Origin of the sequence: Dyadobacter sp. UC 10, from assembly GCF_008369915.1 — a bacterium.
Taxonomy (GTDB): domain Bacteria; phylum Bacteroidota; class Bacteroidia; order Cytophagales; family Spirosomataceae; genus Dyadobacter.
Genome location: NZ_VSRN01000001.1, coordinates 2,851,989 through 2,876,733, shown reverse-complemented (window position 1 = coordinate 2,876,733; position 24,745 = coordinate 2,851,989). Strand labels below are relative to the sequence as shown.

The window sequence follows — 24,745 nt, the reverse complement described above, 5'->3', positions numbered from 1 at the left end:
GGGTCACTTTAAAGCCGATTTCTTGTATTCTGATGGAGTTTTTCCTGTTATTCGCCGAAATGCTGTATTAAATGAAGACTTTGAATTATAGCCGACCATCTGCCCGATCTCTTCGATTTTAATAAAATGGCTGTCCTCGCTTTTTAATAACAGCTGCGCTTCCCTGATGCGATAACCTGCCAGGAAATCGAAAAAATTCTGGCCGAGCTCTTCATTTAGTATTTGTGACAAATGGTGGGTCGAAATACCTAACTTTTTTGCCAGCATCGGCAATGAAAAACCTGCGTCCAGAAAAGGCTTTTCAGTGAGCATAATATCTTCCAGCTTTTTAAGTGTGTTGGATTGAATTTCTTCTGTAAGAGACGATTTCTCATATTTTTTAGGAGACCGGACATTGTTTTCCTGAAAAAACAATGATTTCCTGAGTACGGAGAAACCGGTAACATAAATGATCAGGACTATAAAGGCTGCGATAATATGGTCGCCGAGATCGTGCGGAAATGTGGTCCGGACCAGGATAAAAGTCAATACCAGTACCAAAAGCTGTAAGTACAAATCCCGGTACCACGATAGTGCGTTTTTTTCTCTTGTAAATAGCGGAAGGCCTTTTGCCTGGAAAGCCCGTTTCAGAAAGATAAAAGTGGCAAAATTATAGGCTACCAGACTCACGAAAGTGAAATCGTTAATATGCCCTTTCAAAAAGAACATCCATCTCTTTCCATAGTATGTGTAAGGCATTTTGGGCAGCTCCGGATGAAATGAATCAATGTAAGTATGGTATTTATATGCATTACTTTGGGGATAAACCAGTACGCACATATAAAGAAAATAGATAACGAACGGAAGGAAATGAAGCCAGGTTACCTTCTCTGTACGGTTTGTTACGGATGCTTTAATATACAAATAAGCCATCGGGGCCAGCAGTAAATTGACCGGTTCGGTCGCATCGTTCAACCAGATCAAATGAAACATGAGATTGGTATAGCCCAGCCAGACGTCACAAATTACCAGTGACATACCGAGGATCAAAATTCCGAGAAAAAGATTGGGAAGCCGGTTTTTCGTGAAGTGTGAAAGAAAAAAATATGCGAGAATAAATCCCTGGACCCAGCCCAGCAGCATAAACACTGAAAACAGATCGATACGTAGCGATTGTATTACCGGGGTCATAAATGCTTGTTGGTTATCAAATATACAAAATCCGGAATGTATGTATTCCCCACAACTTGTCACGAGAATTTTAAGGTATTTTTGGACCAAATTTTAACCACATGGCAACAAACCGCTCGCCAGCACTTGGATTCATTTTCGTGACGCTGTTAATCGATGTAATAGGCCTGGGAATTATTATCCCTGTTATGCCGAAACTGATCAGTGAACTTACAGGAGATAATATCAGTGATGCAGCCAAAGACGGAGGCTGGCTGCTGTTTGCATACGCCGCTATGCAATTTGTCTGCGCTCCGATCATAGGCGGCATCAGTGATCAGTTCGGCCGGCGGCCCGTTTTGCTGGCCTCCCTATTTGGTTTTGGGATCGATTATATATTCCTCGCTTTCGCGCCTACGCTGGCCTGGTTATATGTTGGACGCATAATCGCAGGGATCATGGGCGCAAGTTTCACCACCGGCGCTGCCTACATTGCGGATATTAGTACTCCCGAGAAGCGGGCACAAAATTTCGGGCTGCTGGGAGCCGCTTTTGGACTGGGTTTTATCATTGGGCCTGTCGTCGGAGGTTTGCTGGGACAATTCGGGACGAGGGTTCCGTTTATGGCCGCGGCCTGCTTTTCACTTTTGAACTGGCTCTACGGCTATTTTATATTACCTGAATCCCTCAAAGCTGAAAACAGGCGGAAATTTGAATGGTCAAGAGCAAATCCAATCGGCTCACTAAAAAACCTGAAACGTTATCCGGTAATATATGGCCTGATCCTTTCATTGGGACTGGTTTATGTTGCTCTTCATGCCGTCCAAAGCAACTGGTCTTTTTATGTGATTGAGAAATTCAGTTGGAGTGAGGCACAAATCGGCTATTCGCTCGGCGCGGTAGGAATACTGAGTGCATTTGTCCAGGGCTATCTTATACGGCTTGTGTTGCCCAAACTTGGACAAAAGAGAGGCGTATATGTCGGGCTGCTCTTATATGCAGTGGGTTTTATGCTGTATGGTTTCGCGACGGAAGGCTGGATGATGTATATTTTTATGGTTCCATACATTCTTGGCAGTATAGCCGGGCCTTCTTTGCAGGGAATTATATCAACACAGGTTGCTCCTAATGAGCAAGGTGAAATTCAGGGCGCCTTAACGAGCCTCCAAAGCCTGACATCCATCATCGGGCCGCCTCTGATGACAAATCTGTTTTCAACGTTTACCGGGCCGCGAGCCCCTGTCTATTTCCCGGGCGCACCAATGCTCGCAGCAGCTGTGCTGACGATAGTAAGTACTGTTCTCGCAAGAAACAGCCTGAAAAAGAATTTCTGATTAATAAAGCAGGATCAATACCACAAAAACAACCAGCCAAAGTGCCCCGATAAAATGCCAGTAGCGGGTAAAAAGCTTGATTCTAAGCCGGTTGGGAGGGTTAACACTATAAACAAAAGAATCAACATAGCTCCGGTTCTTCATTGCTTTCCTGAAAAGATAGATCAGGTATACTACGCCCGCCACCATATGTACAAGATGCAGGCCTGTCAGTAAATAGATAAACCCTTTCGATGTGCTGACGTTGCTGAATATCTGCGAGTTGACCATTTCCATCCAGCCTCCAACCTGTAAGGCCATGAACATCAGGCCCAGAAGCATTGTCGCGCCCAAAAATACGCGGTAATGTAAAAAACGTTCGTTCGCAAAAGCCAGATTGGCTTCATGTAGCGTGATACTGCTAAACAGGATTACCAGGGTGCTCAGCCAAAACATATCGGGAAGTGAATCGAGGTGGCTGATATCCCTATGCAGGCTTACGAAGAAGATAATGAAGATCGAAGTAAAAAGTAACGAGCTGCCAGCTACCCCTAGCCAAAGCATGAACCCGAGCGGTTCACGCCGCTTGGTGAAGGGGCTTTCCCTTAATTTGGTGGTTGGCTTTGGACTCATTGCGCTCTGTTTTTATAGTTGTGTAGTGCTCAATATAACGATCGATAACTTTGATGGTGCATAGCTGCATCGTAATAATTCAGGACAAAATACCCTGCCACACTCTAAATTCTCTGAAAACTTCTGTTAGATCTTGCTCCTGATCAAAAATCCCAAAAATAGTGGAGCCAGACCCGCTCATGGATGCATATAAAGCACCCTGTTCATAAAGCTCTTCCTTTATCTCTTCTAAAAGAGGATACTTTGCGAATAGTGTTGCTTCAAAATCATTCTTTACTTTTCCTTTCCATTGGGCAACCGGGAGTTTTAATAAATTCCTCAGATCCGACTCCCCAGGCTTTGGCTCAACACCGGCATAAGCTTCAATAGTTGATATATGAATGCCTGGGTTTACCAGAACTATCCATTTTTCTCTCAACACGACATCGATACTTTCAAACTGGTCACCTTTTCCAAAGCAGTAGGTAGGGCGGTTGAGAATGAAAAAAGCACAGTCACTGCCTAATCTACGTGCATAGGAAAGCTGTTTTTCGAAAGATATTCCCAGTTTAAATAAATAATTTAATGCTTTAATGGTAAAAGCAGCATCAGCTGATCCGCCTCCCAGCCCAGCTCCTATCGGTATTGTTTTAAGTAGGTGGATTTTAACGGGTGGCAATGGATATTCCCTGCTAACCAATTCATAAGCCTTTACGCATATATTATCGCTTTGGTTGCCCGGAATCGCAATACCGTCGAACTCAATTGAGAATTGATCCGCCTCAGTTATCTCCAATGCATCTTTCCAGCCAACCGGATAAAAACAAGACTCGATATTATGAAATCCATCCGGCCGTTTTTCAACGATATGCAGGCCGATATTAATTTTGGCATTTGGAAAAACGAGCATTCTATTCTGTTTATGGTTCCCAGCGCCATTCCTGGCCAATCACCAATTCTTCCTTCAAGCCCTGAGAAATCAGGAAATCACGGGTTTTCTGATCTGACAACTTTTTAACTGCAAGATGGTCAGTGCCGGACAGTGCATATAAATACATAGAAGCGATACGCACTGTTGATTCCAACTGCTCCCTGTTAACAAGACTAAAATTGTCACAGTCTGCATGGTAACATTGTAAAACGTTCGGCTCTAAATGTCCGGAAAGCCCCGCAATCGGAACTCCTTCGAGCATGAAGGGCTGATGATCACTATGCAAACCTGCACGGTTTAATACCTCATTTTTGAAGTTGCCATCAACCTGATGGATCGCGTTTCCCACATTGGCAAAAAAGTCATTCATCTCGCTTCTTCCGAAAGCATTCACGCCGCGGGGGTCATTTGTCATGTCCAGGTTCATCATGTAGCTCACCTTCTCAATACCTCCCGACTTTTTCAATTCGCCTACAAAATGTTTGGAGCCGAGTAATCCCTGTTCCTCACCCATAAAAAGCACAAATTGGATTGTTTTCTCGGGTTTAACTTTAAGCGCTTTAAAAGTCCGTGCAATATCCATTACCGCAAAAGATCCGATGCCATTATCAATAGCGCCCGTCGCCAGGTCCCAGGAGTCTAAATGGCCTCCTATTATTATTTTTTCGTCGGACTTTCCCTTCAATGTCGCAATCACATTTCTTGCCTTAATTGCCTTTGAAGTATTGTGCATTCCAATGTGCGCTTCCAATGGCCCCTCTTCCTTTAACCATTTACGGACTTCGAAACCGCTTTCATTTGAAATGCAGACAGCAGGAATTGAGATAATGGCACCGGTAACAGAGGCGGTTCCGGTCAGCAGAATTTTTCCGGGTGCGCCATTAACCATAATGACGCCACTTGCTCCATACTTAATTGCCAAAGCTGTTTTTTCCGATCGGTGAAGGTTTTTTTTGCCTGTTATCCCTACCAGATTGATGTTGGCAAGCGCTACTTTCCCTTTTATCCTGTCCTTTACATTTTCAAAATCTTCTTCAAGCCCGTTTCCAACGTCGACGATCTCTCCCTGTAGATTTGATTCCTCAGGGGAATGAGCGAGAGAAACAACAGGTACTTCTCTGAAATTGTCGCTGCTTGAAGGGGCGATAGACAACGTAACGGTATCCCGCATCCAGGCCTCCACTTCAAAGGGCTGATACTTGACATCTGTAAATCCGTAGCTTTTGAGGAGATTGAAGGCATATTCTTCAGCCTTCTCGCCATTGGCGCTACCCGTCAGCCTGTGACCAATTGTCTTGGTAGCGTTCTCAAGAGTGACATAAGCTTTGCTGTGCTTCCTTACTTCGTTGTCAATTCGCTTAAATGGCTTCTCCCACTTTTTGTCGGCAGGAACTAACCCCAGCAATGATAACACACTCCCTCCAACCAAACAGATTTGTACAAATTTTCTCATAGCTCCTGATAAAGGATGTCACCGTTTTATTAAAACACAAATATCTGATAGATATTTAAGCTTATGCAAGATAAACACAAATCAAACTACAATTTGATCTGTCTGGTTTCATTTCCGAACTTCAATATAGAGAATTTTTGTAACAGGGCTCTTTGACAAAGTGATCCTAAACTCGCATTTATGTGGCCACGATTTTAAAATTGTTATTTAAACACTTAAAACATGTGTTTTCTTTTTTGAGTGAACATTTTTGTACTTTTCAGCAGTTATCTTTAAAAAATTATAGCATAATCAAAGCATTAATACTTTCAACCGATGTATTTTCTGGGATTCGATTTAGGTAGTTCTTCTGTAAAAGCATGTCTGATCCATGCAGATTCCGGGGCAGTCGCTGCCTCCGCTTTCTTCCCGGAAAGGGAAATGACGATTGACTCTCCAAAACCTGGTTTTGCTGAGCAGCAGCCTGAAAATTGGTGGAAAAATGCCTGTCTCGCTTCTCAGGCTGTCGTGAAGAAAGCCGGAATAAAGCCGGACGAGGTAGCAGCAATTGGTATTTCATATCAAATGCATGGGCTTGTTGTTGTAGATGAACAGCTTAATGTACTCAGGCCTTCTATTATCTGGTGTGACAGCCGGGCTGTTGAAGTAGGTAACAAGGCAATGGAAGAATTGGGTGAAGAATATGTATTACCACATCTGCTCAATTCTCCAGGAAATTTCACAGCTTCCAAGCTAGGCTGGGTTAAACAGAACGAGCCAGATGTTTATGCCAAGGTTTCAAAGTTTATGCTTCCCGGCGATTATCTAGCAATGCGCATGACCAGAGAAGTCGTAACAACTCCATCAGGACTATCAGAAGGCATCTTTTGGGATTTTGTCAATAAACGTCCCGCTGATTTCCTGTTCAATCACTTTGGATTCGACCAGCACATTCTCCCGACTGTGCTGCCTACATTTTCTGACCAGGGCCGTATCACCGCTGATGCAGCTGAGGCACTTGGCTTGAAGCAGGGCATTCCAGTAACTTATCGCGCCGGGGATCAGCCCAACAATGCATTTTCTCTCAATGTTCTTGAACCGGGAGAAGTCGCCGCTACTGCCGGTACTTCGGGAGTTGTGTATGGGGTAAGCGACCAGATCAAATTCGATCCCAAATCCAGGGTAAATACATTTCTCCACGTGAACCCGATTACCCAAGCCGATCGTTTTGGCGTATTGCTTTGCGTTAACGGAACCGGTAGTCTCAATGGATGGCTTAGAAATTCGCTTTTCCAGGGTCGTATCAGTTATCCGGAAATGAACCAGCTGGCCGCAGAAGCCCCGATTGGTTCCGATGGTCTTTTCTGTCTCCCTTTCGGAAATGGTGCGGAGCGCATGCTTGAAAATCAGGATCCTGGCAGTACTTTCAAAGGCTTGCAATTCAGTCGCCACAATCTGAACCATTATACACGTGCATCTCAGGAAGGAATTGTATTCGCCTTGTATTACGGAATGGAAATCATGGAAACGGTGGGTGTTTCCCTGAAAAACATTCGTGCCGGTGAAGCCAATATGTTTCTTAGCCCGGTATTTCGCGAGACATTTGCCAATGTATCCGGAGCCACCGTTGAACTTTACAATACCGACGGAGCCCAGGGTGCAGCCCGCGCAGCAGGTTTCGGCCTCGGTTACTACAAAAACCGTGCGGATGCCTTTACCGGGCTTACTGCATTGCAAACCGTGGAACCGGACAGCGAAGCGATTGCCGCCACTCAGGATGCTTATGAACAATGGAAACAAGCGCTCGAAGCAAGCCTGTGATTTAAATTGCTGGTCTCGTATTTTGGTAATACGAGACCAGCAATTTTGGTACATGCGACGCACTATTCATTCCCCGAGTTCACTAAACCAGCAATTAAGGTGGGCAGGCAAAAGATCTATGCCGCGATCTCGCTGCTTTTCACATATTCTTCAACTTTAAAAGCTACAATCTCTGCAACTTTGACTGTCTGCTCCTCTTTGTTTTGATACTGGCGATAGTTGATGCGACCTTCTACAATTATCATTTTCCCCTTTTCGAGTAGCGTCTCACATTTTTGAGCAACCTGGCCCCATGCGACGATCGCATGCCAGGTTGTAGCCTTTACTTCTTCTTTGTTTTTGTTCAGATAATTTTCGTTCGTGGCGAGAGAGAACGTTGCTATTTTTCCTCCCTCATAATCTCTCACATTGATTTCACGTCCAACGTTTCCAATTAGTTTTACTGAGTTCATTTTGCTAATGTTTAAATGTAATTGATAATACTGGCGGTCCGACCGGCAATGCAAATGTGCGAGGTAGCCAAAACTGTTGAACAAGCCACACCAGCGATGCCGACAAGATGCTACAAAGTTGTATTCCTGAAAAAGAAAGAGTCGTGTTTTAAGGCGACTATATACGACTTGGGACAAGCTCACGCCACCGCCGATCAGACGTTACAAAGGTGTGGGATGGAGAATAAAAAGATCCGGTTCTAGTCGCTTATAGTCGGATAGAAGCGTTTGCAAACGAATGGCACAAAAAACCAGCACAGTTCGCTAACTTGCCTGTACCGCGAAACAAGAGTTTACAACTGAAATGCCTTACCATGGTGAATCCAATGACCGTAAAAGAAGCTTTGCAAAAATTCATTAGCGCTCGAAAGGATGCGACAATCGAAGAAATCATTGATTACCTCGATTACGTAAATAAGGTAAGGTATTCAAAAAATGAAGTGATGAGAATGTTGCAAGACTTGAAAAAAGGAACAAGCCGAACTTGATAAAATGTCACATCTCAGAGAGGCTTAGCGCCTCTTTTTTTATGTAAAACGTAGAACAAAATACAATCAATTACTTGGTCTTTGTAGAAATATGGCCACCCTAATATCGATATAGCAAGCTCCTTCCCTGAGAATATCGCCGATACCGAGATTAACATTCAGAGCCTTGATTTTTGATCTTAAAAATACCAATTCTACTTACTCCTATGTCAATAAATATATTTTTAAACTAAAGTTGTAGGAACAGTAGAATCCATCTATCTTTGAATCAAATTAATACTCAGGGTATGGAAACAACTCCGTCGCATATAGAAGAGTCTACTGTATTGAGTAAGACGAATTCTTTGAATCAACAGCTTTTAGATCAAATAGAGGAAGTTCAAAGTGAGATAAGAGTAAAGGAGTCGGACGTAGTTGATTATCAGTCCAGAATTAATAGGATTAAAGCTGAAATAGTGGAATTGTCTAATTTCCACAATAAGCTTTCAAAAATGCACTCTTTGTTGAAAGAAGGCTCAACAGAGGATATTCAGAATAAAGAAAATTTTATAGAAATCGAAAATGATAATGGAATAGTAGTAGACCAGAAAGATTCTGGAAGCTGGTACAGTTATCAAAGAGATAAGCATAGTATTCTGACTACTAGATTTTGGGAGCGTAGCAGTTTTGTCGGATGGCCGAATTTTTTGAAATGGCTTATTGAAAGTACAGAATCATTCTTGTCAGTAAACGACGTGCTTAGATTGACTGACGAATTGGATATTGATAAAAAAAGGAAGATTGAATCAGCGATTAATAACGCACTCAGCACGGGTACTAAGAATGGAAAATTTGGAGGCGTTAATTTTAAAGAAGCAGGGCGAAGGTTTTACGGAACTCGTGATTTGTTTGTGGCAGATTGGCCTTCCGAGGAACACTTAGAATCTTTAAAGAAAAGGTTGGAATTGGAGTCGATTGAGATAACTGATGTTATTTTAAATAAACCTATTCAGTCGAATCCTGGCAAATTATTAGATTTTACCCAAAAGTACGCTCAGAAAAAGATGGAAGGGGTTAATCAATAAAAGCGCCTGCTCATTACAGGCGCTTTTGAAAGATATTGTTGCTTGATTTAATCTCGAACATTAAATCAGCGGTAATCGGTGATAAATTTCCCACGTCGTTAAAAGGATGGGAATCTATCTATACACAAACAAAATGCTACAACTATGATAATCCGTAGAAGCACCCGTTTGACTGTCATTAAACGCACTGTTACCGTTCCGGTACGCGTTGTTGTCAAAAGAACGATCACGATCAAAAGATCGTAGTCCGCATTGAATTGGTAAGCCGTCGGGAGTGGCGGTAACCATTCTAAATCATTTCCGATAAACTAGGCCTTAAGCCAAAAGTGGGGTCGCCGCCCCGCTTGTTTATCGAAATCCTGCGAGATTCGAAAACATATCCGGTCTCACTTGTAACAAATCGGTCGATTGGTTTCATTTCCAGTCGGCCTATTTGCATTGCCATGCAAAGTTAAATTATATACCTTAAGGTACCAAATTTCTGTAAATGTTTTTGTAAGCAAAAGAATTAATATTTCTGAAAATAAACCTGCAATTTCTTGTCCCATTAAGTTATTAATTTGTATATTTGTACAGGTTAAACGGACAAGCAAAAATGACTTCCAAATTCAACAGTTTACTTCAAGTGCTCGACTTCTTCAAGGATGAAGAAACTTGCAAAAACTATCTAGCTGAACAGCGTTGGGGTGTTGAACTCAAACCCGTTTGCCCTCACTGTGGACACACTCACGTCTATACTACCACCCGTGGTTATAAATGCGCTAACAAAGAGTGCTACAAGAAATTCACCGTTATCAGCGGTACAATCTTCGAGAACACTAAAATTGGTCTGCGTACTTGGTTCGCTGCAATGTACCTATGTACTGCGCACAAAAAAGGAATCTCTTCTTTGCAGTTGAGCCGTGACCTGAACCTTACACAGAAAACTGCTTGGTTCGTTCTTCACCGTATCCGTGAAATGTTGACAGACAACGCGCCTGAATTGCTAGAAGGCACTGTTGAAGCTGACGAAACTTACGTAGGTGGTAAAAACAAAAACCGCCACGCGAACAAGAGAATCCATGACTCACAAGGCGGAAGCGGTAAAGTGCCGGTAGTGGGTGTATTGGAAAGAGGCGGTAATGTAACTACTCATGTTGTTGCAGACACGACAGGCGAAACTTTGCACGGAATAGTAAAGGCGCAAGTAAGCTTGTCAGCAACTTTGATCACTGATGCTAACACATCTTACAAAGGCTTAGAGAAAATCTATCAGCACATCACTGTTAAGCACTCAGAAGGTAATTATGTCACCGATAAAGTATTTCATACCAACAACATTGAAAACTTCTGGAGCCAACTTAAAAGGGGTATCATTGGTATCTACCACAATGTAAGCCCTAAGCACTTGCACAGATATTGCAATGAATTCGGTTTTCGTTATAATAGCAGAAAGATTAAGGACACTACCCGCTTTCAACTGTCGGTAGGACGTGCAGAAGGCAAGCGCCTTAGATATGTTGACCTTATAAAAATGTGATCTATGGGAGAAGAAAAAAAGCCAAAGAAAAGGGCGGAAAAATACGAAACGAAGGTATCCGTGAAGGGTACCTTCGAAGATATGATTACGGCGGCGCTTAAGCCTAAGAAAAAAGAGCAAAAAAAAGATAACTAGATTTTGCATTTCCAATAAGGGTTTCTAAATTTGTATCTCACAGCGAATAACTCGCTGTGAGAGTAAACGTTAACTTTGATGAATACTGCGCTCAATGCGTGATTAACACTGAGATTTAGTTCTCGAATAATATTCGGCCATCGCTTTGATGGCCTTTTTTTTAACCCTCTCTACGTATAGGATAAATTATGAAAAAAGTTGTAATTTTAGTTGACGGTCAAAATCTGTATTATTCCCTGTTGGGGATGAAGCTCATTGAAAAAGACATCCATTGGAAGAATTTTTTCAATAGCTTAATCGATCCTGAGGATGAATTAATAAGGAGCTACTGGTTCAGGCCGCAAAAGATACAGGACAACTTTTTTTCTTCGGATAACATTCGGTCTTCCGAATACTATAAAAAGTATCGCAATTACTTTCAGAACTATAAAAACGGAGAGATGGACAAAATTCCTGAGGGTATAGTCCAGACAGTAGAAAAGCAAGTCACATTTGTAGAAGAATGGATAAAAAAACAAAAGGATCGGTTCAGTCAAATAGAGTACGCCTACGATCAGCTGTCAATCGAATACAACGACATAGAAATCATTAAAACCGGCATAGTTAAGATCAAACCACAAGAACAGGTGTACATAGGTGAAAAAGGAGTAGATATTGCACTTGCGGTCAAGATGATAGCTTTGAGCGTTGAAAAAAAGTGCGATAAAATAATCCTTGTTAGTGGAGACTATGACTACATGGAAGCCATAAAATTTGTCAAGAACAATATGACCAAATTACACGTGGTTAAATTTCATAAAGGAACACCTCCGCGAAACAAAAACATGTCGCGAGATATATCTGTGATGGCTGACAAGCTTATTGATATATACGAGACCGATATGAAAAATAAATTTTTAAAGAATCCAGCTAATGAAGTTGAATTAACAACAGGAGGAAAGGTGTATCCAAGTCATTAAGAAATAATAAGATTCCAACCCCGGTACTGACCGTACCCTGGAAGCCCTGAACTAGATGAAGGCGCTATTAGGAGGTTGACCCGCTCTTTGATTTAAAGTTGTCTGTCCCGACCATGAGAAGGTCTAAGTGTATTGACACTAAAGGATTTTCAGCTTCTTCTAAAAAGTCCACTTTTAGGGCAGTCGCCCGCTTTTACCACCTTGTCCCAACTCCTATATAGTTACCTGTTTTAAATGATTACAGTCGGGTATACCCGTTTGCAAGCGGAAAATGCACCTTCCCTCGCTTTCGTGAATTTTGTTATATTGCGGCGGTAGAGGTATACACACTGTGAGTCCAGAGGCGGACTTAAATCCAATTATTCCAAAATGAAAAACTGCCTGGAATGCGGAAAACCATTAATAGGTAGAGTAGACAAGAAGTTCTGCTCAGATATGTGCCGGAATAGCTACAATAACCGACTGAACTCTGACTCTTATAATATCGTCAGAAACATGAACAACCAGCTTCGGAAAAATCGCAGGATCCTCGAGGATCTTTGCCCGGAGGATAAATCGAAGACTACCAAAAGTGCATTGATCTTGAAGGGATTTGATTTCAATCTGATCACCAGCATACGTCCTACATTGAAAGGAAGTGTGTACTATTTTGTTTATGACTACGGTTATCTCGAACTTGAAAACGATTTTTATCTGATCGTAAAAGATAAACGAATGGAGAAATAAATATTTTTGCACCGAATCAAATTTTCATTGGAATGAAAAAAGTAAGCCTAAGCGACTCAGGACCAAAAGTTTCAGAAGCAATTTATGGTTTTTGGCGATGGACTGATGAAGGTACAGCAACGACTTCACAGATCGAAAAAACAATCAACCTCTGTCTCGAACTAGGAATAAATACTTTTGACCATGCCGATGTTTATGGAAATGGAAGCATCGAAGAGCATTTCGGTAAGATTATTCATAATAAATCTTTTAAAAGGGAGGATATCGTTTTATTCAGCAAATGCGGGATAAGGCAATCGGCGAACAAGTACCTTACCTATTATGATACTTCCCGGGATCATATTGTTAACAGTATCAATGGCTCGTTAAAAAGGCTTAGGACTGATTATCTTGATATTTTTCTGTTACACCAGAGTGATTTTCTGTCCGACCCGGAAGAGACGGCTACTGCGCTTGCGGAAATTGTAAAATCAGGCAAAACACGTCATATCGGTGTTGCGAATTTTACCGTTTTCCAACATCAATTACTGGCCTCCTACCTCAGGATCCCGATTGTTACCAATCACATCGAACTCAATCTCATGAATACTTCGGCCATTGAAGACGGCCGCATTGATTTTATCAAGCAAAGTTTCAGCAAGCCACTTGCCTGGGCTCCGCTTGCGGGAGGTAAGATTTTGAATGGCACAGACGAAAAAGTAGTTCGCCTGAGAATGAAACTGGAAGAAGTTGGAAAAAAATACAACGCCAATATCGAACAAACTGCCGTAGCGTGGCTCATGAAGCTGGGAACACTCCCCATTATCGGGTCTTTGTCTGAGGCGCGGATCAGGAATGCAGCGAGCGCTTCTGAAATAAAATTGACCCGTGAGGATTGGTACGAAATATATCAGGCGACGGGAAAATAAGCCTTTATCGGGTCAATTCGATCCGCCAGTCATTTCCACTTCCGACACCATATTTTTGTGAAAAATTGCCCATGTTGATGCCGAGGGAGAATTGGAGCAGGCTATTAAAATACCCGACCGATTTTCCCTCCGGAACATCTCCAAACGTATTTACATAGCGAACTTTACCCTTGAAAACGCCGGAATCCCCCTTTGACACCTGCACGTTAATATCGTCACCGACTTTGAGTTTCAGGTTATCGAAAAGCTTTCTATCAATATTCGTCCACACATTACCATATTGAATATCCAATATCGGAATGCTGCCCAACACGTGCCCATTTTCAAAGCGCGCTTTCTGATAGGGTATTTTGACTACTTCGGCAGGCAGCTTTGAACCGACCTCTACAAACGAAATCGCCCTTGAAGCCAATCTTGCGCCGGTAAATGCATATACGTCCCTTCCATGAAAGGTGTATGACTCTTCCGAATTTTTCCGCCGGTTAGTTACCTCGTCGATTTCACGCACCTCTTTGATACCCATTTGCTCCGCGACCAGTGTAAGCGTACCGTTATCGGGAGTGACAAAGTAATGCCCGGTTTCCGTTAACAGCACGACAGACTTCCGTTCGGTCCCCACGCCGGGATCGACCACAGAGACGAAAACCGTTCCGGCTGGCCAGTAGGGAGCAGTTTGAACAAGGCGAAAAGATGCTTCCCAGATATTGTAAGCAGGGATTTCGTGGGTCACGTCATAAATCCGGATTTCTTTGGAAACCCCGGAAGCTACACCTTTCATCGCCGAGACCGCCCCGTCCTTCAAGCCAAAATCCGATTGAAAAACAAGCGTGTAATTAGGTGCATGATCGGAACCACATCCTGCAAAGCATAGTATGATAGCGATTGCAGCGAAAAAACTTGTCAGCTTTTTATACATTAGTCCTGATGTTTTAAAACCAAAAACTACTTTTTCAACTGCTTCGCATCCAGTTTCCTGATAATGTCTTTTTTGTTAAATAATAATCTCCATACTGAGAAAGGCACCGCTGTACTGTCTGAGCAGGTTTTGCAAATAACACTTTCACTTGGCAGGGGCGCATTGTAAACCAACAGCGTATCCCCCAGCTGCTGTAAATTGTCTCCGGCCGTAATTTTTCCTTTCGCGCTGAACAAATATGCGTCCAGTAATTCCCTTTCTTTTGGATCCAACCGGGCACTTTTAACATCGTCCGCTCCCAGGAGCTCCACTTTTACGCCATATTCCTTTTCCAGGGCGGCGATTACAGGAATACCGGCAACATTTTTACAAAAGTCTTTTCCACTTTCCGGATTCTTTTCGATTTCCGCATTCAGGGATTTTTCTGCGATCTGTGCGATTTTCTTCCCCCATTCATTTGCCGAATAAACCAGCTGCGTATTCGTAACCCGTTTGATCTGAGAGGCTTTGATTTCTTTGGTAAGTTCTTTGGTCTGCTCCACGCGGCCGCCGGAATCGCAGGCTGAAATCACCAGAATCATTATGAGGATATAAAAATTTGTTTTCATTTTAATTTAAAACTTTTAAAAGGCAAAACGATCAGGCGCTGCTCAGCCAGGAACAGTGTTCCACATTCATTACAGCTAAATTACGTATCTTTGTGCCCCAAATGTAGCTTGCCAAAGATATTCAATAAAGATGATCGATAAGTTAGAGGCCATAAAAGAACGTTTTGAGGAGGTTTCCCAACAAATTATTCAGCCGGAAATTGTCTCTGATTCCACCCGTTATTCCAAAATAAGTAAGGAGTATAAAGACCTGGGAAGGATCGTGGAACATTATGCGCTTTATCAGAAATTACAAAAGGATATTGCCGGCACCAAGGAGCTCATCGCGACGGAAAAAGACGAAGAGCTGCGCGAGATGGCCAAGGAAGAACTCGATGAGCTGGCCCCGAAATTGGAAGACCTCGAACTGGCGATCAAAGAACTACTGATCCCGAAAGATCCGAATGACAGCAGGAATATAATTCTCGAAATCCGCGGCGGCACCGGCGGCGATGAGGCTGCAATTTTCGCAGGCGATTTATTCAGAATGTACCAAAGATTTTTTGAAAAAATGGGCTGGCGGTCTTCCATTATGGATTTCACCGAAGGTACCAATGGCGGTTATAAAGAGATTATCTGCAAAGTAGAAGGCGAAGATGTGTACGGAAAAATGAAGTTTGAATCGGGCGTACACAGGGTTCAGCGCGTTCCACAGACAGAATCACAGGGCCGCATCCATACTTCCGCAGCATCCGTCGCAGTACTGCCGGAAGCAGAAGAGGTGGATGTGCAGATTAATATGAATGATGTGAGGGTCGATACTTTTCAATCGTCCGGAGCCGGCGGACAGTCGGTTAACACGACTTATTCGGCGGTACGGCTTACCCACATTCCTTCGGGGCTGGTTGTAAGCTGCCAGGATGAGCGTTCGCAGCTGAAAAATAAAGATCGTGCGTTGGGCGTCCTGAGGTCGCGACTGTATGAGATCGAATTAAAGAAACACAACGATGCGATCAGTTCGCAACGTAAATCAATGGTCGGCAGCGGCGATCGTTCGGACAAGATCCGTACCTATAACTACCCGCAAAGCCGGATCACAGATCACCGGATCGGCTACACAGTCTACAACCTTCCAGCAGTCATGGAGGGAGATATAGCAGAATTTATCGAAAGGTTGCGTATAGCGGAGAATACAGAGAAAATGCAGGAAGGAGAAACTGTTTAGAACTTACTTCGTCCGGTATTTCTCTTTATAAGTCTTCGCCTTATAATTTTCGAAGTCTTCCTTTTTATAAAAATCCTCGCCGAAGAATGTGATCACTTCGTGGAATTCTTTGGGTTTGAGGTAACCGGCGAGCGGCTGGATCATATTAAACTGATCGTCCAGAAAAACAGTGGTAGGAAAACTTGGCTGGTTATTTGTGAGCGCCAGTGCGATTTGATTGATGCCTTTCGCCCCCTGAGGCAGGAATTCGAATTTTTTATCTCCCAAAACAATAGTCTTCCTCTGCTCCGCATCCAGTTTTACAGCGTAATATTTTGCATTAACATACGCTACGACGGCCTTATTTTTGAAAGTCTCCCGGTCCATTACCTTGCACCAGCCGCACCAGTCGGTATATAAATCGATCATGACTTTTTTAGGCTCTTTTTTTACCTTTTCGAACGCTTCCTCGATCGTCAGCCAATGTATCTGGTCCTCGCTGCGTGTCACAGAATCGGACCGAAAGCCAGTAAGCGCCAATGTTACTGCTAAAAAAATAAAGATCCTTGGAATGAAGTTTTTCATACGATGTCATTTTGGTCTGTTCAACAAAACAGTTTAACAACTTATTGAAAGTGAGAAAATAAATTCAATTTTCCCCGGTAACCTTTTGTTTTTGCTTCGCGAAAGAAATCAAAATACCTCCCGCCACAATCAGCAGCATTCCTGTCAACACAGAAACCGACGGAAAAGATTCGCCCATCAAAAATCCGATTAAAACAGAAAACAGAATATTTGAATAACCAATAGCGGCGACTCTGCCAGCCTTGTCATGCGTAAAAGATTGTGTCAGCATTTTTTGCCCCAGCAATGCTGTAAGCCCCAAAGCAAGGAAACCCAGCCATTGAAACAAATTAACAGGCCACTTGAAGGTTCCAATCAGAAAATCCATGTTTTCCATAGGATAGTAAGTACCTACGAACATTGAAATAACAGGCATCACTATTCCACTTAACATAAAGGATAAAATGATCGCGCGGGTGTCATAAACAACCCCGAGCTGGCGAATCGACAAATAGGAAACGGCAGTAAGCAATGCATTACCGAGTCCCAGTGCATTGTCCCGAAGCGAGATCGACACGTCCGGCCGGAAAACAAAAAGAATTCCTGCAAAACCAATAAAAATGGCCAGCCACTCGCGCGAGTTCAAGGTTTCGCCCAGCAGAAGCCATGAAAACAATGCGAGGAAAATAGGGTAAGTATATTGATAAGTCGACGCGCGCCCTAGTCCCAGCGTTTGAATTGCATAAAAGAGCATATAAAGCGAAAGTGTGCCGACTATCCCCCGAAAGATCAGCAAACCCAGTTTTCCTCCCTGCTGCACTAACGGGCGTTTCCAAATGCTCGTTGCAATGAAGACCACGCCGACAATATTTCTGAAAAATACAAGCTGCACAATATGGAACTCCCGGCCCAGCCATTTGGAAATGGCGGATGTGAGTGCGAAGAAAAAAGCTGCCCCTAGCATCAGATAAATACCTTTCAGCGGGGCATCGGGAGTGTGAATTTCAGATAGCGAAGCCAACAAATTGAATTTTGCGCAAAGATAAGGGATAAGATGGTCGGTAGTTAAATCAATGCAAATGGCTAACTTTGCGCGCGTTTGGTGCCCGCTGCAATTTCAAATTGCGCTTGTGGCTTAATAGGGAATTTCGTTCAAACCGGAAGCTGTCCCCGCAACTGTAAGTCTGATCCATTGACCTGATCTTCAAGCCACTGTAAAAAAACGGGAAGGCGCAGGAACAAAAGACGAGCCAGGAGACCTGCCATAACCATTAGTTCTGAATGCTTTCGGAGGAGAGGCAAAAGACTATCAACCAGCTGAGGAAGTATCTAAATTGACTATTAACCAGACTTTTGCATTGTTTGTTGGCTTGACGGCGGGTATTTTATTATCCGGAAATAGTAGTCATGCACAAACAGATTCCATTGCGCTAATGCCGGTCAATATCAGAGGTTTCGTTCCGGAAAAATTCATGAGCGGCCTGAAAATACAGCAGATAGACTCTGCGACACTTTATACATATAAATTCCAGAACATAGCCGACCTGTTATCCGTTTTCACACCCATTGCATTCAACAAATATGGTCCGGGCCAGCTGACCACCGCATTTTTCAGGGGAACTTCTGCCAACCATACTGCCGTGCTTTGGAATGGATTAAATATCAATTCGCCTACTTTGGGGCAAACCGATTTTTCCACGATCCCTGTCGCCGGATTCGATGCATTGTCGGTACAGTTTGGATCTGCGGCCAGCATAGTTGGTACTGACGCGGTGGGGGGAAGTATTTTGCTCAGCAGCGAACATCAAAATAAAACAACTGAAGTATCGATAGCCGGTCAGCTCGAGAGTTTTGACAATTATCAGATGCAATTTGTGGGCAGATACCATTCGACGCTAAATAAACAATGGAGTATGTCGGCCAAAACAAGCGGCTACTGGAATCGTTTGAACAATCATTTTCCTCATTCGCAAAGGAGGGATTATGCGTTGCTGCCTGCCGAAGCTTCGCAAAGAGGGTTGATCCAGGACATTTTTCTGACCTCAAAAAAGGACCAGGAAATTTCCGCACACGTTTGGCTGACGAGCAACAGACTAACTACTTCACCCGACAATCTGGCCGGGCGGGAACTTACCCTCACCGAAGCTTACCGGACCATGCTACGATACCGCGCCCGCGACCTTACACTTCGCACGGCCTGGGTAAGAGATGTGATTGATTATGCCAAAGGTGATTTTGACAATCCGGATCACGCGGTTACGGATAAATTTTCCTCCCGCGCGGAACATGATTTCAGCTGGAATATGCAGACTCCCGGGAGCGGCATTTACGTGAAAGCCGGCGCTGAATGGACGCATTACCGCACAAGTGTGCCGGGTTATGAAAAACGTCTCATTACTGAAAACCGCGCTGACCTTTTTCTGCTCACCCGCTGGCAGGTAAATCAGCGGCTGGTGGCTTCCCTGAATCTGAGACAAGCATTGATAACCGGCTTCAATCCTCCATTCACTCCATCGTTAGGTGGTGAATATCAGTTGGTTCAGGAACATCATTATCAGCTGAAACTCAAAAGCGCGCTCTCAAGAAGCTATCGGGTACCAACTATGAATGAACGTTACTGGGCGGTTTTGGGCAACCCGAATATCAGGCCGGAAAGTGGCTGGAATAAGGAAATCGGGCTGGAACAAACTGTGCGTACCTCTTATGACGATGTTTTTACAACTTCCGTTACAGGTTATCATAACAGGATCAAAGACTGGACCTACTGGAATCCGGTGAAAAACTACCGCATCGAAAATTTGCAGCAGGTACTCGCCCGCGGCATTGAGCTCCAGCTAGGCTGGCGGCGTAGCTTTGACATACTAAAATCAGGTCTGAATTTTAATTATGCATTCAATAAAAGTGTACAGGAAAAAGCTTATGATGCCTATTCTGTTGACGTGATCGGTAAGCAGTTGCGGTTTGTCCCTATTCACAGCGCGGGACTGCATTTTTTCTTTCAATATAAAATCGCAAGATTAACTGCTCAGATGCAATCGGTTGGTAAACGCTACACTACCTTCGATAACGCTACGTTCCTAAAAGAATATGCATTGGTAAATTTGATTGGGGAAGTTACGATTCCATTCGCGGGGGTATATTTGCGGATCCAGGGCCAGGTAAACAATGTTTCGAATACATTTTATTTAAATACCCAAAACTATGCAATGCCCGGAAGGAGTTTTGCTATTAACCTGGTAGCAGCGTTTCGCCAAAGCCCTAAGGCTGCGCCAGTCAAGGAAAATTAGACAAGCGATTTTGCATTATTACTTTACATAAATTCAATGAAGATGAGAAAACAATTATCGAGACTATTATTTTTCACAGCATTCTCAGTGCTGGTCTGGTCTTGTAATCAAAGTGAGCCCACACCCAAAGGCGATTATGTGGCGGGCGTATTTGTGATCAATGAAGGTAATTTCAGCCAAAATAACGGCACCATATCCTATTTCACGCGTGAGCAGACTACCGCTGAAGCGGACGTATTTTCGAAGGTAAATGGCAGTACATTAAAAGGCGGCGTCCAGGGATATGCCGCTATTGGCGAGCACGGTGTAATCCTTGTAGATAACTTCACTGCCGGAATGGACAAGGTTGAATTTGTGAACAGCAATACATTTCAGCATCTGGGAACCATCGGCTCGCCGGACATTGAAAACCCCCGCGAAGTAGTGCTGGCTGGCACAAAGGCTTATGTTTCCTGCTGGGGCAACATTGCAGGTAATAACTACTCACAGGGCTACATCGCTGTGATCGACCTGAATACGAAAAAAGTAAATAAGAAAATTAATATCTCCGGCGGGCCGGAAAATCTGGTATTTGCAGGCGGGAAGCTATTTGCTGGAACTGTTTCATATGGCGGCGGAAAAACTTTGACTGTAATAGATGCAGCTACTGAAACCATCGTAAAATCAATCACTTTGGACGCTGCAGCAACGCCGATCGGGCTTGACGCAAATGGAAAATTGTGGGTAGGCGCAGGATTGAAAGCACTGCGCGTTGACCCAGGTTCTTATGCCGTCGAAACTACGCTTACAATCGGTTCTGATGCTAGCAAATCCGCCGGCAATTTTGCGTTTACAACAGACCTGAGATCCATCATATTCACACTTTCTTATTTCGACGCAAACTTTGATCCAAAGGGAGAAACTTACAAATTCGGAATTGGTGATTCACAAATAAACCTGGCCACGCCGTTAATCAAACGAGTATTTTCAGGCCTGTCGATCGATCCTTCACAGGGGTTGATATATGCAGGTGTTACGCCGTCTTATGCGCAGGCAGGATATGCAGTGCGCTACCGTTCAGATGGCAGCCTCGTCGACTCTATTAAGGTAAATGTGGCACCAACTGGCTTCTTTTTCAAATAACAGCCTAACTGCCTCGGAGCAGTCGCATTTGACAAAAAAGAATGCGACAAAAAGCCTTTCAGAAACTCTGAGAGGCTTTTTGTTGGATTAATATCTAAATTCTACGAAGTCTATTTAAAAAAGCCCTGAGGATCAGGTAGCTTAGCTTTCAATAGCTCTACAAATTCGAAGTTCATCTGTGACAGGTCCAGGGTACGGCCTTTATGCAAATGCTCCCAGGCTTTATCAAGCTCATTCAAATTATAATGTAAAAGCGACAAATTATACTGCCCTAATGCGTAAGTAGAGTCGATTGTCATGGCATGTTTCAGGAGTTCCCCCGCCTCATCGAGTTCCTCTTTCCGGCTTGTGATTGCGTACAATTTCAAATCGACAGTGGATAGATCAACCAGTAGCGGTACATTGTCGCCCTGCAAGCTGATTCCCTTGCTGAGCATTCGCTTGGCATCGACCCAGTTTTCTCGTTGGTATGACACAACTCCAAGGCCCCAATAGGCTTCAACATTCTTGTCATTCAAAAGCTGAGCGAGGTTGAAACGATAGCATGCAGTGTCCAACGAACCTTCCTGCAGATACTCCCAGGCGCGGGCTGTAAAAAAACTGCTGGCTTCTGTGCGGCTGGTGAAAGACTTGTCGCACTCACTAAGAAACTTGATTTCTTCATCGATCTGCTCTGAGGTCTTACTGACTTCTCCAAACAGCGGAAGAATGCGTCTTTCCTTTAATTCCAGTGGTTTTTTTTGGGCTGGGCTTGTATCTGAGGTCGGCCCTGCGCTCGCGAGATGCGTGTTTTGAGCAAGGCCAAATACAGGTATTAACACCGCAAGCCAAACAAAAACAGATTCTTTCATATGTAACTTAAATAGAGAAACAGGTTTTCTATTGTCCAAGTTAAACGGTTTTATCCAGAATGTATTGCATTATTTGCGTTTACTTCTTCCGCCAAAACCCTTACGCTTTTGCCCGACTTTGGCAGTTGCTTTCGAATTACTATGAAAGGTTTTTTTCTTTTCGTGAAATGCCCCAAGAAAAGTAGGATCTTCTTTTCGCTTCTGATTATCAATTTCCCTCAGCATATCCTGTCGTTCCGGGACAGGTGTCGCCGCGATTTCCAGCTCCTCGGGTAGCTCCTCCCTCGGAATCTCCATTCTGATTATCTTCTCGATTTTACGAATATGATACTCGTCTGCCATCGTCATAAAAGTAATCGCCTCACCGATCTTGTTCGCCCTGCCTGTCCGGCCGATGCGGTGCACATAATCTTCATAGATCAGGGGCACATCGAAGTTGATCACGTGGCTCACCTCGGTAATATCAATTCCCCGGGCAACTACGTCAGTCGCTACCAAAACCCGCACTGAACCCGAACGAAAGGCTTCCATGGCATTGATCCGGGTATTCTGCCCTTTGTTAGCATGAATTACCTTCAATTCACTTTCACGGACTACCCTGTTCAGCAAATTATCGTGAACAAGACCGGCTACTTCCCTGCTTCGCGTAAATACCAGCACCCTGTTAAAATTTTCGCGGGTCTGCAGGAAATAGCTTAACAGATTGACCTTCGTTCGAAAATTGGGTACTTCATATAAAGTTTGGGAAACCATTTCAGCCGTGGTCGCCTGCGGGGTTACTTCAATTCGTGTAGGAAATTCTAGAAACTCGTGGGACAGCCGCTCTACTTTTTCAGAAAAAGTAGCCGAAAAAAGCATATTCTGTCTCTTGGTGGGAATAATTTCAAGCAGCTTCCGGATTTGCGGCATAAAGCCCATATCCATCATTTTGTCCGCCTCGTCAAGCACCATTACATTCAAATGCTTCACCACGATCTCTTCCTGGAAATACAGGTCCATAAACCTGCCGGGCGTGGCGACGATAATATCCACCCCTTTCCGCAAATTTTCTATCTGCGTTTTCGGGCCAACACCGCCATACAATACGACTGTCCGGATATCCGTATATTTTGATAACGCATTGATCGCCTCTGAAATCTGCATGGCAAGCTCCCTGGTAGGCGCCATAATCAATGCCCGGGGATGTTCGCCCTGGGCATATTTAATTCGCATTAATAAAGGAAGGGTATAAGCTGCTGTCTTGCCGGTGCCGGTTTGGGCGATGCCTAATATATCCTGGCCAGCCAATGCAAGCGGGATCGCCTGCTCCTGGATCGGGGTTGGTTCGGTGTAACCGGCCTCTTCGATTGCATTCAATAATTGTCTGTTGAGCTTGAACTGCTCGAAATTGTTTTGCGTAGTCTGCATCTCGCAAAGTTACGAAAACTAATACAGTAGCGGGCTTTCAGGCTTTTACAACTCCTTCGACCATTTCCTTTGAACCAATGTAAATTGGGGATCTTTGATGAAAAGAGGTCGGCACAATATCAAGAATGCACCCAAAACCGTCACTCGCTTTTCCGCCCGATTGTTCTATTATAAAAGCCAGGGGGTAGCATTCGTAGAGCAGCCGCAGCTTTCCTTTCGGGTCTTTTTGGGTGGAAGGATAAAGATAAATGCCTCCTTTGAGCAGATTACGGTGAAAGTCACCGACCAGAGAGCCTATGTAACGCGCACTGTAATTATAAGATTTGCACTGCTCAATATACTTTTGAACAAATGCAGGATAACTATGGTAATGCCCCTCATTCACCGAGTAAATACTGCCTGTTGACGGTGAGTAAATGTTTTTGTGGGATAAGATAAATTCACCGAGCGAGTGATCAAACGTGAATCCGTTCACACCATCGCCGGTTGAGTAAACAAGCATGGTGGATGAACCATACAATATATAGCCCGCAGCGACCTGCCTGCGCCCGCCCTGCAAAAAATCTTCTATCGAAGCAGGCCCGTTGATCGGGGTCACCCTTCTGTAAATCGAGAATATGGTACCGATTGAGACATTGACGTCGATATTGGAAGACCCGTCGAGCGGATCCATCGCTACTACATATTTCCCGTGGTCGTTCCCGGTGTGTATAATGTCTTCATCTTCCTCTGATAGGATCGCGCACACTTCACCTCCGTTTTTCAAAGCTCTTATGAAACGGATATTCGCAACGATATCCAGCTTTTGCTGATTCTCTCCCTGCACATTCTCGGTTCCGCTTCCTCCCGCAATATCTATCAGCCCGGCCCGGTTAATCTCCCTGTTTATGATCTTTCCCGCCAATGCAATATCCCGCAAAAGCTGCGAAAGCTCGCCAGTCGCATAAGGAAACGCACTTTGACTGTGCATAATGAACCGGTCGAGCGTGACACCGACGGGCAAGGCAAGTTCCTGGGCAGTTTTGATGATCATAGTCGCGAAGAAATATTTGAATAGTGAAATTTACGTCTTCATTTTTTACAATTCAAAGGCATTTCGCTAATAAAATATTTTAAAAATAAATTATGATTTTATCTCAATTAAATACTTGTTTTGTCCTAAGGGTGAGCAATTTAGATCGCATAGAATTAATTTTAAAAGTCGCCAGCTTGACATCGGAGAATCCTCATTCGTTAAAAGACAAGTCAAGTAATTGCAG

Annotated in this window: 23 protein-coding genes and 1 riboswitch; of the genes, 11 read left to right on the top strand and 12 right to left on the bottom strand. The window is 43.7% G+C overall.

Annotated features, from left to right (window positions below; all coding sequences use genetic code 11):
- Positions 1 to 3 precede the first annotated feature (3 nt).
- A complete protein-coding gene (locus FXO21_RS11950; protein ID WP_225865662.1) occupies positions 4 to 1,170 on the bottom strand; it encodes a helix-turn-helix domain-containing protein in 1,167 nt (388 codons plus the stop codon).
- Between the two features lie 101 nt (positions 1,171 to 1,271).
- Between FXO21_RS11950 and FXO21_RS11945 the strand changes: the two genes are divergently transcribed.
- Complete coding sequence (locus FXO21_RS11945) at positions 1,272 to 2,483, top strand: TCR/Tet family MFS transporter (RefSeq protein WP_149640281.1); 1,212 nt, start codon at positions 1,272 to 1,274, stop codon at positions 2,481 to 2,483.
- Here the strand turns inward: FXO21_RS11945 and FXO21_RS11940 are convergent, their stop codons facing one another.
- The 3 genes from FXO21_RS11940 to FXO21_RS11930 form a co-directional block, all read right to left on the bottom strand.
- The gene (locus FXO21_RS11940) at positions 2,484 to 3,095 is read right to left on the bottom strand and encodes a cytochrome c oxidase subunit 3 (RefSeq protein WP_149640280.1); all 612 of its coding nucleotides are present in this window, start codon (positions 3,093 to 3,095) and stop codon (positions 2,484 to 2,486) included. It lies immediately after the preceding gene.
- A gap of 79 nt (positions 3,096 to 3,174) precedes the next feature.
- Complete coding sequence (ispE, locus tag FXO21_RS11935) at positions 3,175 to 3,984, bottom strand: 4-(cytidine 5'-diphospho)-2-C-methyl-D-erythritol kinase (protein WP_149640279.1); 810 nt, start codon at positions 3,982 to 3,984, stop codon at positions 3,175 to 3,177.
- Between the two features lie 10 nt (positions 3,985 to 3,994).
- Positions 3,995 to 5,458: a M28 family peptidase gene (locus FXO21_RS11930; RefSeq protein WP_149640278.1), complete on the bottom strand. Its 1,464-nt coding sequence runs from the start codon at positions 5,456 to 5,458 to the stop codon at positions 3,995 to 3,997.
- A 315-nt stretch (positions 5,459 to 5,773) separates the two neighbouring features.
- On the opposite strand from FXO21_RS11930, the gene FXO21_RS11925 reads away from it, so the two are divergent.
- On the top strand, positions 5,774 to 7,258 hold the full coding sequence (locus tag FXO21_RS11925) for a xylulokinase (RefSeq protein ID WP_149640277.1): 1,485 nt from the start codon (positions 5,774 to 5,776) through the stop codon (positions 7,256 to 7,258).
- Between the two features lie 116 nt (positions 7,259 to 7,374).
- Here FXO21_RS11925 and FXO21_RS11920 read toward each other — a convergent pair whose 3' ends face one another.
- Positions 7,375 to 7,710: a single-stranded DNA-binding protein gene (locus FXO21_RS11920; RefSeq protein WP_149640276.1), complete on the bottom strand. Its 336-nt coding sequence runs from the start codon at positions 7,708 to 7,710 to the stop codon at positions 7,375 to 7,377.
- A gap of 814 nt (positions 7,711 to 8,524) precedes the next feature.
- Between FXO21_RS11920 and FXO21_RS11915 the strand changes: the two genes are divergently transcribed.
- The 6 genes from FXO21_RS11915 to FXO21_RS11895 all read left to right on the top strand — a co-directional run bounded on the left by FXO21_RS11915 (position 8,525) and on the right by FXO21_RS11895 (position 13,548).
- A complete protein-coding gene (locus tag FXO21_RS11915; RefSeq protein ID WP_149640275.1) occupies positions 8,525 to 9,301 on the top strand; it encodes a hypothetical protein in 777 nt (258 codons plus the stop codon).
- A gap of 595 nt (positions 9,302 to 9,896) precedes the next feature.
- Positions 9,897 to 10,820 (top strand): IS1595 family transposase, encoded by a 924-nt coding sequence (locus FXO21_RS11910; protein WP_149640274.1) that lies wholly within the window; start codon positions 9,897 to 9,899, stop codon positions 10,818 to 10,820.
- A gap of 3 nt (positions 10,821 to 10,823) precedes the next feature.
- On the top strand, positions 10,824 to 10,955 hold the full coding sequence (locus FXO21_RS29085; RefSeq protein WP_255486242.1) for a hypothetical protein: 132 nt from the start codon (positions 10,824 to 10,826) through the stop codon (positions 10,953 to 10,955).
- A gap of 188 nt (positions 10,956 to 11,143) precedes the next feature.
- Positions 11,144 to 11,914, top strand: a complete 771-nt coding sequence (locus FXO21_RS11905; protein WP_149640273.1) for an NYN domain-containing protein — start codon at positions 11,144 to 11,146, stop codon at positions 11,912 to 11,914.
- Between the two features lie 369 nt (positions 11,915 to 12,283).
- Complete coding sequence (locus tag FXO21_RS11900; RefSeq protein ID WP_149640272.1) at positions 12,284 to 12,640, top strand: hypothetical protein; 357 nt, start codon at positions 12,284 to 12,286, stop codon at positions 12,638 to 12,640.
- A 32-nt stretch (positions 12,641 to 12,672) separates the two neighbouring features.
- Positions 12,673 to 13,548: an aldo/keto reductase gene (locus FXO21_RS11895; protein ID WP_149640271.1), complete on the top strand. Its 876-nt coding sequence runs from the start codon at positions 12,673 to 12,675 to the stop codon at positions 13,546 to 13,548.
- Between the two features lie 4 nt (positions 13,549 to 13,552).
- Here FXO21_RS11895 and FXO21_RS11890 read toward each other — a convergent pair whose 3' ends face one another.
- Together FXO21_RS11890 and FXO21_RS11885 are read right to left on the bottom strand one after the other, a co-directional pair.
- On the bottom strand, positions 13,553 to 14,464 hold the full coding sequence (locus tag FXO21_RS11890; protein WP_149640270.1) for an SAM hydrolase/SAM-dependent halogenase family protein: 912 nt from the start codon (positions 14,462 to 14,464) through the stop codon (positions 13,553 to 13,555).
- 26 nt (positions 14,465 to 14,490) lie between these two features.
- The gene (locus FXO21_RS11885; protein WP_225865661.1) at positions 14,491 to 15,072 is read right to left on the bottom strand and encodes a hypothetical protein; all 582 of its coding nucleotides are present in this window, start codon (positions 15,070 to 15,072) and stop codon (positions 14,491 to 14,493) included.
- Between the two features lie 130 nt (positions 15,073 to 15,202).
- On the opposite strand from FXO21_RS11885, the gene prfA reads away from it, so the two are divergent.
- Complete coding sequence (prfA, locus tag FXO21_RS11880; RefSeq protein ID WP_149640269.1) at positions 15,203 to 16,276, top strand: peptide chain release factor 1; 1,074 nt, start codon at positions 15,203 to 15,205, stop codon at positions 16,274 to 16,276.
- Positions 16,277 to 16,279: 3 nt separating this feature from the next.
- On the opposite strand, the gene FXO21_RS11875 is transcribed toward prfA, so the two are convergent.
- Together FXO21_RS11875 and FXO21_RS11870 are read right to left on the bottom strand one after the other, a co-directional pair.
- On the bottom strand, positions 16,280 to 16,840 hold the full coding sequence (locus FXO21_RS11875; protein WP_149640268.1) for a thioredoxin family protein: 561 nt from the start codon (positions 16,838 to 16,840) through the stop codon (positions 16,280 to 16,282).
- A gap of 64 nt (positions 16,841 to 16,904) precedes the next feature.
- Positions 16,905 to 17,840 carry a DMT family transporter gene (locus FXO21_RS11870; protein WP_225865660.1) on the bottom strand — a complete coding sequence of 312 codons (936 nt, stop codon included), beginning with the start codon at positions 17,838 to 17,840 and terminating at the stop codon, positions 16,905 to 16,907.
- Positions 17,841 to 17,902: 62 nt separating this feature from the next.
- Positions 17,903 to 18,100, top strand: a riboswitch (cobalamin riboswitch).
- Positions 18,101 to 18,153: 53 nt separating this feature from the next.
- Between FXO21_RS11870 and FXO21_RS11865 the strand changes: the two genes are divergently transcribed.
- Complete coding sequence (locus FXO21_RS11865; protein ID WP_225865659.1) at positions 18,154 to 20,106, top strand: TonB-dependent receptor plug domain-containing protein; 1,953 nt, start codon at positions 18,154 to 18,156, stop codon at positions 20,104 to 20,106.
- 42 nt (positions 20,107 to 20,148) lie between these two features.
- Positions 20,149 to 21,228: a YncE family protein gene (locus tag FXO21_RS11860; RefSeq protein ID WP_225865658.1), complete on the top strand. Its 1,080-nt coding sequence runs from the start codon at positions 20,149 to 20,151 to the stop codon at positions 21,226 to 21,228.
- A 110-nt stretch (positions 21,229 to 21,338) separates the two neighbouring features.
- On the opposite strand, the gene FXO21_RS11855 is transcribed toward FXO21_RS11860, so the two are convergent.
- The 3 genes from FXO21_RS11855 to fbp form a co-directional block, all read right to left on the bottom strand.
- On the bottom strand, positions 21,339 to 22,079 hold the full coding sequence (locus tag FXO21_RS11855) for a tetratricopeptide repeat protein (protein ID WP_149640266.1): 741 nt from the start codon (positions 22,077 to 22,079) through the stop codon (positions 21,339 to 21,341).
- A gap of 69 nt (positions 22,080 to 22,148) precedes the next feature.
- On the bottom strand, positions 22,149 to 23,486 hold the full coding sequence (locus tag FXO21_RS11850) for a DEAD/DEAH box helicase (protein ID WP_149640265.1): 1,338 nt from the start codon (positions 23,484 to 23,486) through the stop codon (positions 22,149 to 22,151).
- A gap of 37 nt (positions 23,487 to 23,523) precedes the next feature.
- Entirely contained in the window at positions 23,524 to 24,519 is a 996-nt protein-coding gene (fbp, locus tag FXO21_RS11845) for a class 1 fructose-bisphosphatase (protein ID WP_149640264.1), read from the bottom strand.
- Positions 24,520 to 24,745: the final 226 nt, after the last annotated feature.